The sequence below is a fragment of the Nostoc sp. DSM 114167 genome, assembly GCF_052692655.1.
In genome coordinates, this window is record NZ_CP195116.1 from 4280966 (window position 1) to 4295110 (window position 14145).

A 14145-nucleotide genomic window follows, 5' to 3' on the forward strand; every position below is an offset into this window, starting at 1 on the left:
GAACTTTTAAACTAGTGCTGTTGTTGCTTTTAATCTAAAAATCTTCTCAATTACATCTTCTACTACCTTATCAGGCGTAGAAGCACCAGAAGTAATGCCTACAACAATTTCCCCATCAGGCAACCAGTTATCTGTAGTTATTAACTGCCCATTTAATTGGCGATGTTCAATAGAATATACCGATTTAAGGCGTTCAACAGTATCAATATGGTAAGAAGGAATTCCTCGCTCAAAGGCAATTTGTTGCAACTGAGTAGTATTCGAGGAATTAAACCCACCAATTACTATCATCAAATCTAAATTATGTTCCACTAATTCCAACATGGCATCTTGCCGTTCTTGAGTGGCATCACAAATAGTGTTAAAGCTTTGGAAATGCTGATTTAACTCAGTGGGGCCATACTTTTGTAACATAGTCCGCTCAAAAAGCTTGCCGATTTGCTCAGTTTCGCCTTTAAGCATGGTAGTTTGGTTAGCAATGCCAACTCTTTCTAAATCGCGATCGGGGTCAAATCCTGCTGAACAAGCTTTCGCAAATTTTGTCAGAAATTCTTCACGGTTGCCACCATTGATAATATAGTCAGCAACATATTCTGCTTCTTGCAAATTTAACACAATTAAATACTTGCCAGCGAAGGAACTAGTCGCAACTGTTTCTTCGTGCTTATATTTACCGTGAATTATTGATGTATAATCGATTTTTTTGTGCTTTTCTACTGTATTCCAAACTTTAGATACCCAAGGACAAGTTGTATCAACAATTTTGCAGCCTTTATCGTGAAGTATCTGCATTTCTTGAACGCTAGCCCCAAAAGCGGGTAATATGACCACATCACCAATTCCAACAATAGAAAAGTCTTTATTCTTTTCTTTAATGGGGATGAATTGTACTTCCATCTCCTGCATCCGCTGATTTACAGAAGGGTTGTGGATAATCTCGTTAGTAATCCAGATGTGTTCTGTGGGGAAATGCTGACGAGTTTCGTAGGCCATAGCCACAGCCCGTTCTACACCCCAGCAAAAGCCAAAGGCTTGTGCTAGTCGGATTGTTACATCACCCCGTTGCAGAGTGTAATTGCGATCGCGAATTTCCTGAATCAAGTTACTCTGATACTCAGATTGCAACTGCGTGGCAACTTCTGCTTGATGACCAAAGCCCTTGCGATTGTAATTTTCTGAATGTTGGAGGTTGCGCTTAAAAGCTTTTGTATCCATTAGATTTGTCTACTTAAACTCACTATTTCTTATTTTCTCGCGCCTAGACGCGATTGATACAGAGTTGTCTTCAAAGATATTATCAGAGAGAGGCAAAGGGAAAAGGATTTAATGCCTTTACCCTTTACCCTTTAACCTTTTCCCCTCTTTTTCTTGCTGAGGTTTTAATTCAATCTCGCTATAAATCTGCAATGCAGAACGCCAAACCATATAGCCTTCAGGACTTAAATGTAAGCCATCAGTAGTAAATTCGCGGCGGAGATTTCCTTGCTTGTTGGTAAACAGGGGATGTAAATCGAGGTATTTGACACCTTTTTTGGTAGATATGCTTTGTAGTTGCTGATTCAACTCGCGAATGCGACTATTGGCAACAGCCAATAGTTTATCTCGTCCTTTCCAAGTTGCTGCTTCTGCCCCATGTGGCAAAATCGATTGGACAACAATTTGCGCTGTAGGATGAGTCTTTTGTAGGTGATTGATAATTTGGCGCTGATTATCTAAAATTTCCCCATTGCTCATGCCCCGAATTAGGTCATTAATGCCAATCATTACAAAAATCACCTCTGGCTGGGTGCGGTCAAATATTTTTAATCTTTTTAAGAGTCCATTGCTGGTTTCGCCAGAAATTCCTTGATTGAGCCAATTTTTACCTTCGGGTAATAACTCAGGGGGAAACCACAAACTCAGAGAATCTCCCGCCAGGATGGTTAAATGCGGAGGATGTTGGTCAGCGGCGACCTTGGCTTCTTGGTTGAGGATATCTATCCACTCTTGATAAGTGAGTTGGTGACGGCGACCTAAATCAGGTGTAGCAATTTGCGGTGAATTATTCAGGTTGATTGGCTGTGGGGATGCGATTATCCCAAAAAAAGCGGCCAATCTCTGCTGTTGCCAAATGAGCAGAATGACCGCCAACATTAGGATGCCGTTGGTTAACAGCGAGAAAAATGCCCAGATAGGAAAGGTTTTAAGAGATGTAGACACGACTAGCGAAATTTACCAATTATTTGAATCAAATTTTAACGCTAGCGATCGCAAATTACACAATCTTAAATTGGGCATTAGGGAAGCAACTCCTAACTTCTAACTCAGCACTCTCTACTGAGTAGGACGATCGCCAAACTCGGAGTTGTAACCTTCTTCGCCGTGTTCGTTGATATCCATACCTTGCAATTCCGCTTCCTCTTTGACTCGCAGCCCGACTGTAGCATCGATAACTTTGAGAATAATCCACGTACCGACACCTGCGATTACATAGGCAACGACAATTGCTACTAGTTCAACTATCAATTCACCAAAATTACCACGCAGCACTCCATCTTTACCTCCTCCGTTGACTTGAGTCGTGGCAAAAATGGCCGTTAAAATTGCTCCTACTGTACCGCCAACGCCATGCACAGGATAGGTATCTAAGGCATCATCAATTTGCAGCTTATGCTTGAAACTCACAGCATAGAAGCAAACAAAGGAGGTGATGAAACCAACTAAAATCGCTGATAGCGGTGTGACAAATCCGGCGGCGGGGGTGATACCCACCAAACCAGCAACAGCTCCTGTAGCTGCTCCCACTGCGGTCGGTTTACCCCGTAAAACGCTTTCCAAAATTAGCCACATTAAAGCCGCCGCCGCCGCTGCTGTATTGGTAGCAACAAAGGCTGTTGTTGCTAAATTTGTGACTACATTACCAGAAGTTCCACTGGCAGCAGATAAGGCACTTCCAGCGTTGAAACCGAACCAGCCAAACCATAGCAAGCCAGCACCCAGTAAAATGAAAGGAACATTGTGCGGCGGGCTAAGGCGATCGGGATGGGTTTTCCGAGGCCCAAGGACGATCGCTGCTACTAGAGCAGAAACGCCAGAACTAATATGAACTACTGTGCCACCTGCAAAGTCGAGGGCACCTAATCCACCGTACAAACCCAAGAATCCACCTTTCGCCCACACCATGTGGGCTAGGGGAGCGTAAACAAAGGTTGACCACAGTAGAACAAACAGCGAATAGGCGCGGAAACTAATCCGCTCAACGATCGCCCCAGAAATTAAGGCTGGGGTGATAATGGCAAACATGGCTTGGTAAATCATGAATGCCTGATGGGGTATTGTGCCGGCATAAGAAACGACTTCCGGCGGGTTTGACCCTTTGAGATAATCGGTTATCTCTAATCCGACACCATTCAAACCCAGCCATTGCAATCCACCGATAAATGGTAAACCTGGCGCAAAGGAAAGACTATAGCCCCACAGAATCCAGGTAACTCCGACGATTGCCATTAACACAAAGCTCATCATCAATGTGTTTAGGATGTTACGCGATCGCACAAATCCACCATAGAAAAACGCCAATCCTGGTGTCATTAGCAGCACAAGTGCTGCTGAAATCAGCATAAATGCTGTGTCTCCAGTATCAGCAGTAGGCGGGGCAGCAGTTGGGGTTTGGGCAAAAGCATTGCCCATCAACGGCCCTCCTAAAAATAGTAGGGTGATAGCTCCAATCATCACAACTTTCTTCAACACTTTTTTTTCTTCCTAAGCACCAACAATTTGTATCCTTAACTACATTTGATTACTTTTATTGACACATTTTTGTCTTGAAAGTTACTTAACTTGAATTTTCTTGAAATGTTAACAAAAATATAAACCCGATTGTAGTTGCCAAGATTTAAATTAGCGTATAAACACGCAATCATTACATTGCATCTTTTTTTTTAAAGAATAGAAGAATAGTATTTTATTCAAGCCGGACAAAATTACGAATTTTTAGTTACTTACTGTTACAAACCAAAATAATTGTGATATGTAACGAGTATTGTAAATTCTTGTCAGTATTTTCCGATAATTTGCCCAAATATGCTGCAAATTTCAACTTCTCGTGCGATCGCGAACAGGGTGCAAAGACAGAGGTTATGCCAATATGAGGTAGAGAAATACCCTACTGGTGCGATCGCGATCGTCATTTTAGAGAAGAGAGAAGCAAGTAGCGTGAGGGTTGTGGAGAAGTTTACCTCATCTAGTTGCAAAATGTTGCATCATGAGTTCTCTTTCTATTTCCCTCATAAACATGTAGATATCCAGATGCCTGCTTCTAACAGGTTAGTTGCGAAAAAACTTTTGCAATTTTGCGTGAGATTATTATTTGTTTACCAGAGAACACTATAAAAGTTCAAAATAATCTAGAAATTTTACTTAACTTCTGGGGGCAAACATGATAATTAAAACACTTATTAAAGCTAAACATACTCCGATTAAGTCGTAGCGGTCTGGAGTTACCCCGTCTACCTTCCAACTCCAAAGCATTGCCATTGCGATAAACACGCCGCCATAAGCCGCATAGACTCTGCCAAAATTTGTTGGTTGGAGAGTTGCAATAACCCCATAGAAAGCTAAAGCAATTCCTCCCAATATACCCAACCAGGACGGCTTACCTTCGCGCAACCACAACCAGATTAAGTAGCCGCCCCCAATTTCCAATAAGCCAGCCCACAAAAAATATAGCAGAGATTTAAGCATTTGATCGATTATTTAACAACATATAACTCAGTAAAATTACGCTAACGGTTTTAAGTAAACTATTGTCATTAATTAAAGGTAAGTTTATTGACCAAATTCGGCATGGGGCATTGGGCGTTAGGAGTGCTGAGTTAAGAGTTAAGAGTTAGGAGTTTTGTTTACCCCCTTGTCCCCTTGTCTCCCTATCTCCCTCATCTTCCCTATCTCCCCCTGCTCCCTCACTCCCTCACTCCCCACTCCCCAGAATGTAGATAAGACTCAAGGATGAAAGCACCATTACCTGATAACGAAGCCCAGAGAATCGATGCAGTTTTGCAGTATAAGATTCTCGATACGCCATCGGAAGCCACCTTTGACGATCTGACTCGTTTAGCCTCGTATATTTGTCAGACTCCTATTGCCTTAATTAGCTTAATTGATACAAATCGCCAATGGTTCAAGTCAAAAGTCGGTTTGGATGCCCCAGAAACGCACCGAGATTTCGCATTCTGTGCCCATGCCATTCTCCAGTCTGATGTTTTGGTAGTGCCTGATGCAAAAGATGACGAACGGTTTGCAACAAATCCACTGGTGACATCTGACCCAAATATTCGGTTTTATGCTGGTGTACCTTTAACTAACGCTGAAGGATACGCCCTCGGAACGCTGTGTGTAATTGACTACGTACCACGAGAACTTAATCCAAAACAAATAGAGGCATTACAAACTTTAGCTCGTCAAGTCATAAAGCAACTGGAATTGCGCCGAAATTTAGCAAGTTTGGTACTTGCTTCCAAGAAAAGCAACCAGGTACAGAGGGTACGCAAGCAATTTTTCAAAAAGATTGCAGCAAGTTTTGGTTTGTCGTCAATAATTTTAGTTCTGATTGGGGTGGTTTCCGATCAAAATACAAGAGTATTTAGTAATTTTAATCGCAGTCTAGTAACAAATACTTATAAAAAACTTAACAGCCAAGAGGAAATACTGTCCCAGGTAAAGGATGCTGAAATTGGGCAACGTAGTTACATCTTCACTGGAGACAAACTTTATCTAAAATCGTATCAAACAGCACTTAGTAACGTCGATCGAGAAATTGCCAAGCTGAAGAAGTTAACAGCAGCTCAACCGAATCAACAAAAGCAGATGGCAACGCTTGAATTTCTGATAACGGCTAAACTTACTGAACTAAAACAGACTATCGATTTGCGCCAGAATAAGGGATTAGAGGCAGCGTTGCAAGTACTGCTGAAAAACGATCGACAAAATCTCATGGATGATATCCGCAAGGCGATCGATGAGATAGAAAACGAGGACAGGGGACGAATCCGACAGCAGTCACAAGCAGCAAAGATTTGGACTCGGAACACAATTCTCACATTGGCGATCGCTATTTGCCTAAGTTTTATCGTTCTTGCTGTAGTCTACTACTCGATCTATCGTGAGGTTCTTGAACGGAAGAGGACAGAAGAAACCTTAAATCAAGAACGCAACTTTATCTCAGCAGTCCTTGATACGGTCGGTGCGTTGGTAATAGTTCTCGATTCTCAAGGGCAAATCGTTCGTTTCAATCAAGCCTGCGAGCAAATAACTGGTTACTCTTTTGATGAGGTGAGGGGTAGGTATAGCTGGAACTTGTTACTACTTCCTGAAGAAGTGGAGCCAGTTAAAGCGGTTTTTGATCGGTTACGATCTGGTCAACTTTCCCATAATTATGAAAACTATTGGGTAATGAAAGATGGTAGTCGGCGGCTGATTGCCTGGTCGAATACCATCTTAAAAGACTATGAGGGCTGTGTTGAATATATAGTTGCTACTGGCATTGACATTACCAATGCCAAACGAACACAACAGCATTTGACTGCACAATATGCTGCAACCCGCGTTCTAGCAGAGTCCACCACAATTAGCGAAGCTACTCACCAAATATTGCAAGGAATCTGTGAGAGTTTGGCATGGGATTTGGGTGAAATTTGGATGGTAGATGAGCAAGCAAATGTGCTGCATTTTGTCGATATCTGGCATAAAGCATCCATTGAAATGCAAGAGTTTGAAATACTGAAGCGGCAAACCACCTTTGCACCCGGAATTGGACTACCTGGACGGGTTTGGGCTAGTTCTGAATCGGTTTGGATCGCTGATATCGCTAAAGATATTAATTTGCCTAACTTCAAAATAGCTGCTCAAGTAGGACTACATGCAGCTTTTGGTTTTCCGATCCGCAGTGGTAATAAAATCCTCGGTGTGATTACCTGCTTTAATCGTGAAATCCAGCCCCTTGACGAAGATTTAGTAAAAACGATGAATTCTATCGGCGAGCAAGTAGGGCAATTTATCCAGCGTAAACAGGCTGAAGAAGAAATACAACGCCAAAATTTGCGATCGCAACTATTTACCGAAATCACCCTGAAGATTCGTCAATCTTTGGACATCGAAGAAATTCTCCAAATCACTGTCGAAGAGGTACAAAAGATTCTCCAGACTGACCGAGTTTTAATCTATCAGCTGATGCCAGAAACTACTGCAAACACCGTTGTTGAAGCAGTAGTTTCTGGCTTACCAGCAATCAAAGAGCAAAATAACGCCGCCCCCTACTTTGAAGCAGAATATCTCCAACAGTACTATCTACAGCAGTATCGTCAAGGCAAGGTTTTCGGACTGGATAACTTGGATCTTTTAGAAGTTGAACAAAGCCATCTGGAATTAATGCAACAGTTTGGGGTCAAAGTCAATTTGGTTGTACCTATTCTTGTTAAAGAAGAACTTAGCGGTTTGTTCATAGTTCATCAGTGTGACGATTCCCACCACTGGTCTAGCTTTGAAACCGATCTTTTGCGGCAAATAGCCGACCAAGTAGGTATTGCTTTGACCCAAGCCCAACTATTAGCAGCCGAAACTCGTCAGCGACAAGAACTTGAAATTGCCCGTCGCCAAGCCGAATTAGCTTCTCAGACGAAAAGTGCCTTTTTGGCAAATATCAGTCATGAAATTCGCACTCCGATGAACGCTGTATTGGGGATGACTAGTTTGGTGTTAGATACTCCTTTAGACGAAGAACAGCGAGATTTTATTGAAATAATTCGCAGTAGTGGAGACGCTCTTTTAAGTTTGATCAACGAGATTTTGGATCTTTCCAAACTTGAGGCTGGAGAGATGGCTCTCGAAACTCTCGATTTTGACCTATCCACTTGTGTAGAAGACGTGGTGGAATTATTGGCTCCTTCAGCCCATAACAAGGGATTAGAAATTGCTGCAATAATCGATCGCAACGTCCCCACTCAACTCAAGGGAGATACTGGTAGGCTGCGGCAAATTTTGATGAACTTAATCAGCAACGCCATCAAATTTACCAGCGCTGGCGAAATATTAGTACAAGCCGAATTGCGTTCGCTTTCTTTGACTACAGCCACCATCCATTTTGCGATTACAGATACAGGTCTTGGCATTAGCCCTGAAGACCAACGCAAACTCTTTACACCATTTACCCAAGTGGATGCTTCGACCACTCGCAAGTATGGTGGTACCGGTTTGGGATTAGCTATCTGTAAACAACTTGTAACTTTGATGGGAGGAGCGATTGGGGTAGAAAGCCAGATGGACAAAGGATCTAAGTTTTGGTTTGAGTTACTTTTTACCAAACAAGTTGAGCCTGTTGAGCCAAAATGCGATCGCGGACTTTTGCAAAATCGCCGCTTATTGGTAGTGGATAACCACACTACTAATTATAAAATTATCTGCCATCAAGCTACTCATTGGGGGATGGAGGTAGATCGAGCTGACAGTATTGCTGCGGCCGTTAAAGTTATTCAGCAAGCTAGCGAGCAGGGGAAATCATATCATGTTGCCTTGATTGATATGCAAATAGCCCAAACAAATGGCATGACAATAAAAGAACAAATTCCAGCCAATTCTGCAATTGCTAAGATCCCTTTGATTATACTCGCCTCTACTAATCAACGGGATGAAGTACAACAGGCGCTCAAAATCGGATTTGCTACTTATTTATTCAAACCCATTAAGCCATCACGACTCCTTGATACCATCATAAATATTTTAGAAACTCAGCCGAAATCAGAACAAGGGTGTAGAAACAGAAAGCTAGAGGCTACAGAAGAAATTCCCAGTACAGAAACTTCAAGTATTGTTACTTCCTGTCCACCTAATCCTTCTACTAAATCCAAGTTAAGAATTCTCTTAGCCGAAGATAATTTGGTGAATCAAAAAGTAGCACTAAAGCAACTCCAGAGTTTGGGCTACAAAGCCGATGTCGTTGCTAATGGAAAGGAAGTTTTGCAGCTCTTAGAAAAAATTCCTTACGATTTGATTTTAATGGATTGCCAAATGCCAATTCTCGACGGTTTGGAAACCACAAAAGAAATTCATCGTTGGCAAGAGGATGCTTTTGCATTGGGTCATCGTCCTGTAGTGATTGCGATGACAGCTAATGTGATGAAAGAAGACGAAGAAACTTGTCTAAATGCCGGAATGGACGACTATTTGAGTAAACCAGTATTTAAAGAAAAATTAGCACAGACTCTAGAATATTGGACAGGTGCGATCGTTTCCCAGCAAGAGGCAGGTGTGTATGAACAGACAGTTTCCACTGACTTAGCAATTGATTGGGAACACTTGCATCAGATATCAGGAAACGATCGAGAATTTGAATTAAATTTATTGCAAATATGCGTTGAAGATATTAAACCCCGTTTAGAGATAATTAAAGCAGCGATCGCAGCTGATGACCTTGGGCAAATAGCGCGAGAAACTCATCACCTTAAAGGTGCTAGTGTCAACATTGGAGCCACAGCTATGTACTTAGCAACTGACAAACTAGAACAACTAGCTAGCGATCGAGACCTTAAAGGTACTACTAATTTAATTTTAGAATTAGAAGAATTTGTTAACTGCATTCAATACTTTTTAATTAAAAACAAAGCCGTGAAGGAGGCAGAAGGCAGGAGGCAGGGAGCAGGTGGTCACTAAGCGACTTACCTTGATGCCACTATGCCTAAGCGATGAATAATCTTGTACTTTGATTTGTAATCTGAAATACTCATACTTCAAAAATACAACACGAAAGCGATCGCACCTGCGAAATGTGGGTAGTATTACAATACGGTTCGGTTAAAGGGGAAGGTGGGGCCCCCTCTGGGGATAAGGGGCAAGCAGGGTGGTTTCATACAAAAAAAGAAAAATACATAACCTGAGTTCGGGTTAAAGATAAGGAGGTAAAAGCCACTCCAGTTGAAGGCTAGGTTTCTTAGGTTGATGACAATAAGCGATTAATCCGCAAAGAACGTTAACGCAAAAATTAACGGGGCTTCGGTGTCGAGAATGTTCAATCTGAGAAATGTTTTTGAGTTGATCATTAATCGTTTCAATAATTGAGCGTTTACGGGACAAAAGTTTGTCATGAAGACGCATCAGCCTATTCTTCATATTGCGACGGGGTTTAGCGAAAAATTGGATTCCGAACTCTTCCAAAAGCTGAGAAGCAAGTTTTTCAGAAACATAGCCGCGATACCTTCGGTAAGCTTCGCTAACGCCAAATATTTTGCCAAAAAGCTTACACAGTAAATCTGGTACGGGTTTACGGTCATCAATATTACCAGGAGTAAGAGTCACATTTAAGAGTTGACCAAGCTCATTGACAACAATATGAAGCTTAAAACCAAAAAACCAATCCACGGAAGTCTTGCCACGAGCGGCTAAACCTTTAAATACCTTATGCCGAGAAATCCGACGATTATGACATACCTTCAAGCAGATTGAATCGATAAAGCCGATACCCGTACATTGTCCGAAACAATGCTTCAGATAGACGCATAAAGGTATTAAAGTTGATGGTATCCATTCAATAAATCGTTGATAAGAAGGAAGACCTGGAAACGCAGAACTCCACTGCTGTTTCACCTGATTCAAATAAAAATGTTTGAAATTCCGGTAGTGATTTTGATGAAAAGCGATGATAATTGTCATTATTTCACTTAAACACAAGCTTTTCGCTCTTACACGTTTTATTCCTCCATGATTTAACAGTTTTCTGTGCCATTGAGCTTCAAACGCTTTACAGAAATCATCTACATGACAGAACAAAGCATCTAAACTAAACATAGGACAGGTTGCTGGATTTGTTGTTATTTTCAGCTTACTACCTGTCCTTTTCCTTATCCCGAACTCAGGTTACATAAGTCTTGATTTCTCATGTACAACCATAGATTTTGACCCCTCTCCAAACCTCTCCCCGAAGCGGAGAGAGGCTTTGAAACTCAGTTTTATTTTTTCTCTGCTTGTATGAAACCACCCTGCTCTAGGGATAAGGGGCAAGGGGAAAGGGAAAAGGTATTGGTTTTGAATACATCCTTTACCCAATACCTCCAAACCCATTCCCCAGACCACACTCGATTGTGAAAAATGCTTATCCGAACCGTATTGGGTAGTATTACATCTATCTTTTTGCGATAGTTCCGCTGGTGCTTTTAATGCCAGCTTTGATGCTAATATCTAGGGCTAGGGTTGCTGTTCTTGCCGGACAGAATGGGCATTTGAATTGATATTATTTGAGCCACACCTATTTTATGTCCTAATCTATCTGGCGATCGCTATAACCCCTATTTAAAGGCGTTCCCTACCAACACGCACCCAACGGTAGCCGTAGCCTTCAAGTTGTATGCCGCTTTCTGGATGTTTGATCGGCTCATAGGGTTTATCTCCAAGCAAATCAATCCAATGGGATTCGCGATCGCCGCTAAACTTGAGAGTTACTGTACAACCATCTTTTGCCAGATTATGAAGGGCTACAACCCTTCCATCGCGCCACTGATAGTGTAAAGCTAACACTCCTGAGTTATCTGTCTCAATCAGTTCCCAACTTCCCCAACCGAACTCTGGACATTCTTTAAGCATCCGAATTGCTCGTTCCATCCAGTTTAAAAGTGAGTTGGAATCTCTTCTTTGAGCAATGACATTCAGGTGTGGGTAGCCATATTCCCCTTCTTCGATTACCGGGAGAATAAGTCGATCGCTAGGAGCGGTCGAGAACCCTCCATTAGACTCGGCTGACCATTGCATTGGGGTGCGGCTGGCGTCGCGTTGTTCCAACGATAAGTCGTCTCCCATACCAATTTCTTCACCCGCCTTTAGGACTGGTGTTCCTGGCATAGTAAACATCAGGCTGTAAGCCAAACGAATCCGACGCTCGTCTCCTTGAACCAAAGGTGGAAAGCGACGCCGAATACCGCGATCGTAAATCCACACCTGCTCTTTATTCTGATGAAATTTGGTCAATATTTCTTCTTGTTCCGATTTAGAGAGCTTGTCTAACGACAATTCATCATGATTGCGGATAAAGTGCGCCCACTGACAAATGTCTGGAATCTTTGGCGGTGCTTTCAATCCTTCTATAAGAGGAGCCGCTGCTTCGCGAGCCAAGGCAAGCATGAGATACTGATTAACGATAAAGCTAAACAACATCTGCAACTTATCGCCATCGTCGAAATATTTCGGTACATCCTCCATTGAGACATTTGCTTCTGCCAGAACGATCGCATCTCCTCGTCGCCAGGAAAGAAAGTTCCGCATCTGTTGCAGATAACGGTAAGGGTCTTTAATATCTGCCTGTTTTTCAATACCCTTTAGCTCAATTAAAAACGGAGCTGCATCAACTCTAAAGCCAGAAATCCCCAGTTGGAGCCAAAATCCCATGATTTTGTCGAATTCTTCGCGGACTTGAGGATTACCAATATTCAAATCTGCTTGATACTCAAAGAAGCGGTGAAAGTAATAGGCTCCAGCTTCCTCATTATATGTCCAAGTACTCTGTTGATAGCCAGGGAAAATAATTCCTGACTCAGCATCAGCCGGTTTTTCCTTTGACCAAATATAATAATTCCGGTATTTAGAATGCGGATCTTTGCAAGCAGCTTTAAACCAAGGATGGTCAGTCGAGGTGTGATTAATTACTAAGTCAACAATAACGCGCATCCCGCGATCGTTTGCCTGACGGAGAAATTCTACAAAGTCTCCTAATGTTCCCAAACGCGGATCTACACTGTAATAATCCGTAACATCATAGCCGTTATCTCGGTTTGGTGTGGGATAAAATGGCATCAGCCAAATACAGTTAATGCCTAAGCCTGCAATATAATCTAGGCGATCGATCAGTCCCTCAAAGTCTCCTATGCCATCGCCGTTACCATCCATAAACGTTTCAACATCGATGCAATAGATGACAGCACTTTTGTACCAGAGGTTTAGCATAATACTCACAGCGATCGCTTTCGCCATCGTATACTTTTTTTGGTTTTTCTTAAATATCTGTCGATAGAGTTAGATTTGCTGGCGTTGCTGAATCAAAAGATGATTCTTGTGGGGGAGCCACTGCGTTGTGGTGAATCCAGCGCTGTAGGCGGGTTTCCCGCCGTAGGTCACTGGTGTTAGCGTAGCGTTAGCGACGTTCGCGTAGGGTCTCGCAGAGAAGGAGCGTCACCTGAAGGGAGATTCCCGACGCTCGAGTACTCGCTCTAAGCGTACTCTTACAGAGAAGCAAGCTACGCATAGCGTCTCCAAGAGTTGCCATGCCGCAGGCTTTACGCTGCGCTATCCGTTGTAGTTGTAACAAGTGGAATCCTACTATACCAGTGCTCAATGGCTTTACAGCCTGCAATTTTTATTTTTTCATGGCTTTCAGCTTAACAGATCCATCCCGACACTTGACATTATGTAAATTGTGTATTACAAATGTAGTATAAAAGAAAAGCCTCCTCAAAAGCATTGCAATAATGCTTTCCTTGGGTCTGTAGCTCTAACGGTAGAGTTCCCAGATGTCACTTGTGCCCTGACAGAAAAAGCTTACATACTTGCTCAATGGTAGAGCGATCGTCTCTAAAACGATAAGTTGCAGGTTCAATTCCTGCGGTGTAACCACAGCTTTTTCAACTTGCATGAGGTGTGAGTGTAACTCTCACAGGGAGGGTATCGGTTCAATCCCGATCAGATCCACTAATATCAATTCGTAATTAAAACAAGAGGTGATTGCAATGGTTCATATTCGATTTGAAGGACGTTCTGTTGACGTACCAAAAACCCAATTGGGAATTGCAACAGGGATGAATGATGCAGCAGTGAAGGAGCGGGTTGCTCGACATTTAGATGTAAATAGCGATCGCCTTTCTGCTTATGTAATCGATCGCCGTCCTAGTGGCGATTTGATCGTCCGCCCTGAAGCTGTCTATGGTTAGATAGGAGTTAAGAGTTAGGAGTTAGGAGTTAGGAGTTAGGAGTTTTGAATAAATTAGTTTCTTTGACCGATCGCTTTTAATTTTTAACTCTGAACTTATGACTTAGCACTTTTAAAGCAGAGGTAAGAAAGTATAAAACATAAACCTTTGCTTCATTTCTAATTACATAGTTTTATTCCGCGCCCTAACTTGTGAAGCCTACACACAC

10 protein-coding genes are annotated in these 14145 nt (G+C 42.3%); 2 read left to right on the plus strand and 8 right to left on the minus strand.

Translation table 11 applies throughout. The features are described from left to right. Positions 1–6 precede the first annotated feature (6 nt). The 5 genes from NSTC731_RS18335 to NSTC731_RS18355 all read right to left on the minus strand — a co-directional run bounded on the left by NSTC731_RS18335 (position 7) and on the right by NSTC731_RS18355 (position 4722). On the minus strand, positions 7–1215 hold the full coding sequence (locus NSTC731_RS18335; RefSeq protein WP_445626198.1) for a 4-hydroxy-3-methylbut-2-enyl diphosphate reductase: 1209 nt from the start codon (positions 1213–1215) through the stop codon (positions 7–9). 117 nt (positions 1216–1332) lie between these two features. Continuing rightward, positions 1333–2199 carry an SGNH/GDSL hydrolase family protein gene (locus tag NSTC731_RS18340; protein WP_445626199.1) on the minus strand — a complete coding sequence of 289 codons (867 nt, stop codon included), beginning with the start codon at positions 2197–2199 and terminating at the stop codon, positions 1333–1335. A 114-nt stretch (positions 2200–2313) separates the two neighbouring features. Continuing rightward, on the minus strand, positions 2314–3711 hold the full coding sequence (locus NSTC731_RS18345) for an ammonium transporter (protein ID WP_445632119.1): 1398 nt from the start codon (positions 3709–3711) through the stop codon (positions 2314–2316). A gap of 323 nt (positions 3712–4034) precedes the next feature. Next, positions 4035–4232: a hypothetical protein gene (locus NSTC731_RS18350; RefSeq protein ID WP_445626200.1), complete on the minus strand. Its 198-nt coding sequence runs from the start codon at positions 4230–4232 to the stop codon at positions 4035–4037. Between the two features lie 166 nt (positions 4233–4398). Then, positions 4399–4722: a YnfA family protein gene (locus NSTC731_RS18355; RefSeq protein ID WP_445626201.1), complete on the minus strand. Its 324-nt coding sequence runs from the start codon at positions 4720–4722 to the stop codon at positions 4399–4401. A gap of 264 nt (positions 4723–4986) precedes the next feature. Between NSTC731_RS18355 and NSTC731_RS18360 the strand changes: the two genes are divergently transcribed. Then, positions 4987–9681 carry a GAF domain-containing protein gene (locus tag NSTC731_RS18360; RefSeq protein ID WP_445626202.1) on the plus strand — a complete coding sequence of 1565 codons (4695 nt, stop codon included), beginning with the start codon at positions 4987–4989 and terminating at the stop codon, positions 9679–9681. 231 nt (positions 9682–9912) lie between these two features. Here NSTC731_RS18360 and NSTC731_RS18365 read toward each other — a convergent pair whose 3' ends face one another. The 3 genes from NSTC731_RS18365 to NSTC731_RS18375 all read right to left on the minus strand — a co-directional run bounded on the left by NSTC731_RS18365 (position 9913) and on the right by NSTC731_RS18375 (position 13642). After that, positions 9913–10812, minus strand: coding sequence for an IS982 family transposase (locus tag NSTC731_RS18365; RefSeq protein WP_445626203.1), 900 nt, complete (start codon positions 10810–10812; stop codon positions 9913–9915). Positions 10813–11313: 501 nt separating this feature from the next. Continuing rightward, the gene (locus tag NSTC731_RS18370; RefSeq protein ID WP_445626204.1) at positions 11314–12984 is read right to left on the minus strand and encodes an alpha-amylase family protein; all 1671 of its coding nucleotides are present in this window, start codon (positions 12982–12984) and stop codon (positions 11314–11316) included. A 517-nt stretch (positions 12985–13501) separates the two neighbouring features. After that, the gene (locus NSTC731_RS18375) at positions 13502–13642 is read right to left on the minus strand and encodes a hypothetical protein (RefSeq protein ID WP_180277454.1); all 141 of its coding nucleotides are present in this window, start codon (positions 13640–13642) and stop codon (positions 13502–13504) included. A 94-nt stretch (positions 13643–13736) separates the two neighbouring features. Between NSTC731_RS18375 and NSTC731_RS18380 the strand changes: the two genes are divergently transcribed. After that, on the plus strand, positions 13737–13937 hold the full coding sequence (locus tag NSTC731_RS18380) for a hypothetical protein (protein ID WP_445626205.1): 201 nt from the start codon (positions 13737–13739) through the stop codon (positions 13935–13937). Positions 13938–14145: the final 208 nt, after the last annotated feature.

What these genes read in the sequence shown, in the direction of transcription:
- NSTC731_RS18335 (WP_445626198.1), bottom strand. Translation starts at nt 1,215, where the DNA reads ATGGATACAAAAGCTTTTAAGCGCAACCTCCAACATTCAGAAAATTAC.
- NSTC731_RS18345 (WP_445632119.1), bottom strand. Translation starts at nt 3,711, where the DNA reads ATGATTGGAGCTATCACCCTACTATTTTTAGGAGGGCCGTTGATGGGC.
- NSTC731_RS18355 (WP_445626201.1), bottom strand. Translation starts at nt 4,722, where the DNA reads ATGCTTAAATCTCTGCTATATTTTTTGTGGGCTGGCTTATTGGAAATT.
- NSTC731_RS18360 (WP_445626202.1), top strand. Translation starts at nt 4,987, where the DNA reads ATGAAAGCACCATTACCTGATAACGAAGCCCAGAGAATCGATGCAGTT.
- NSTC731_RS18365 (WP_445626203.1), bottom strand. Translation starts at nt 10,812, where the DNA reads ATGTTTAGTTTAGATGCTTTGTTCTGTCATGTAGATGATTTCTGTAAA.
- NSTC731_RS18370 (WP_445626204.1), bottom strand. Translation starts at nt 12,984, where the DNA reads ATGGCGAAAGCGATCGCTGTGAGTATTATGCTAAACCTCTGGTACAAA.
- NSTC731_RS18375 (WP_180277454.1), bottom strand. Translation starts at nt 13,642, where the DNA reads ATGCAAGTTGAAAAAGCTGTGGTTACACCGCAGGAATTGAACCTGCAA.
- NSTC731_RS18380 (WP_445626205.1), top strand. Translation starts at nt 13,737, where the DNA reads ATGGTTCATATTCGATTTGAAGGACGTTCTGTTGACGTACCAAAAACC.